The 1810-nt window shown below is 77.6% G+C and carries 3 protein-coding genes; all 3 read left to right on the top strand.

All coding sequences use genetic code 11. The features are described from left to right. Positions 1 to 147 precede the first annotated feature (147 nt). Positions 148 to 582 (top strand): HIT family protein, encoded by a 435-nt coding sequence (locus VGB14_00310; GenBank protein HEX9991344.1) that lies wholly within the window; start codon positions 148 to 150, stop codon positions 580 to 582. Positions 583 to 654: 72 nt separating this feature from the next. Next, positions 655 to 1263 carry a Pvc16 family protein gene (locus tag VGB14_00305; protein HEX9991343.1) on the top strand — a complete coding sequence of 203 codons (609 nt, stop codon included), beginning with the start codon at positions 655 to 657 and terminating at the stop codon, positions 1261 to 1263. Beyond that, on the top strand, positions 1260 to 1810 hold a 551-nt coding region (locus VGB14_00300; GenBank protein ID HEX9991342.1), incomplete at its 3' end, for a hypothetical protein. The genes VGB14_00305 and VGB14_00300, both read left to right, overlap by 4 nt.

The following is a 1810-nucleotide window of genomic DNA, read 5'->3' as shown; positions in this document are numbered from 1 at the left end:
CACCGACCCCGCCCGGCTGGCCGAGCGCCTCGCCGCCGAGCGGGTGCACGTGAGCGTGCGGGGCGACGCCGTGCGGGTGGCGCCGCACGTCTACAACACCGTCGAGGACGTCGACCGCCTGCTGGCCGTGCTCGCCGCCTCGCTCGGATGACGGCCGGCTGCACGTTCTGCGCCATCCTCGCCGGGACGGAGCCGGCGACGGTCGTGCTCGACGACGACGTCGCCCTCGCCTTCCTCGACCGGCGGCCGGTGTTCAAGGGCCACACGCTGGTCGTGCCCCGCGACCACCACGAGACGATGGCCGACCTGCCCGAGCCGCTGGTCGGCCCGCTGTTCGAGCGGGCCAGGCGGCTGTCGGTGGCGATGGAGCGGGGCCTCGACGCCGCCGGGTCGTTCGTGGCCGTGAACAACCGGGTGAGCCAGAGCGTGCCCCACCTCCACGTGCACGTCGTGCCCCGGCGCTTCAAGGACGGGCTGCGGGGCTTCTTCTGGCCGAGGACGCGCTACGAGGACGACGCCGAGCGCGAGGACTACGGGGCGAGGATCAGGGGCGGGCTCGGCGACGGGGCCGCCCCCGCCTGACCGGGGGGCGCCGACGGCGGCGCGCACGCGGCCGTCACGCCGCCGCGACGCCGCCCGCCGACGATGCAGCGGATGGCCGACGCCGGCGCCCTGGTGGGATGCCTCCGCAGCGTGCAACGCCTGCTCGACCTGGGCTTCGACGGGTTCGGCCACGACGGGTTCGCCCGGCCGGTCAGGGCCTTCGTCGTGCGCACCGAGGACGTCAAGAACCCGGCGGGCAACCAGGACGGCCTCCGCCCGCCCGGCGTGTCGCTCTGGCCGTACCGCGTCGGGCTCAACCGGGCGGTCCGGTCGGCGTGGTCGGCCGTCGGCCACGTGGACGGCCGCGTCCACCTCCCCGTCGACCTGCACTTCCTGCTCACGCCGTGGGGCGACAACGGCGACGACGAGCTGCTCGTCCTCGGGCGGGCGATGCTGACCCTCGAGGCCAACCCGATCCTGCTCGGCCCCCGCCTCGACCCGTCGGCGGCCTGGGCGGCGGCCGAGGCGCTCCAGATCGTGTGCGCCGACGCCGAGTCCGACGGGGTCGCCACCCTGTTCGACGCCACCGACGCGCCGTTCAAGGTGTCCGTCCCCTACATCGCCCGGGTCGTCCGCCTGGAGACGGCGGCCGCGCAGGGCGGGGACGACGTCGGGACCGTGCTCACCGGGGTGACGGCGACGGCGAGGGGGGCGCCGTGAACCTCGTCCTCGACACCCGGTACGACGAGGGGTTCCACCGCCTCGCCGCCGGCATCCAACCGGTCGACGCCCACACCGGGGCCACGGCGCCGGCCGGCGTCGCCGTGCTCCTCGAGGCCGTCCCCCGGCCCCTCGGCACGTGGCGCCGCTTCCCGCCCCTCACCGACCTCCACCGGCTGCTCCCGCGGGCCGAGCGCCACGCCTCCGGCCGGTTCGCCGTCCGCCACGGGCGGGGGGTGACGACCCCGCTCGACGTGCGCGTCGTCGACCTCACCGGTCGCCGCCGCCACGTGCCCCGCCGCCTGCGCCTGCCGGTGCCGACCGAGGCCGCGCTCGTCGCCGCCGAGGCCGACCCGGCGGTGCCCGACGTGCCCGCCGCGCGGCGGGCGTTCACCGTCGCCCTGTGGCCAGGGGCCGGTGCCGACCTCCCCGGCGGCGCCACCGGCCTCCGCGGCAGCGTCGTGGACGCCGCCGGCCAGCCCGTCAGGTGGGCCCGGGTCGAGGCCAGGGTCGTGACCGCGGCCGGGCCCGGCGCCGTCGTCGGGCG

Source organism: Acidimicrobiales bacterium, from assembly GCA_036399815.1.
GTDB lineage: Bacteria > Actinomycetota > Acidimicrobiia > Acidimicrobiales > DASWMK01 > DASWMK01.
The sequence above is the reverse complement of the archived record's forward strand: the minus strand, read 5'-3'. Positions and strand labels throughout refer to the sequence as shown.

Excerpts from the sequence above, each read along its gene's own strand:
- VGB14_00310 (HEX9991344.1), top strand. The coding sequence starts at position 148 with ATGACGGCCGGCTGCACGTTCTGCGCCATCCTCGCCGGGACGGAGCCG.
- VGB14_00305 (HEX9991343.1), top strand. The coding sequence starts at position 655 with ATGGCCGACGCCGGCGCCCTGGTGGGATGCCTCCGCAGCGTGCAACGC.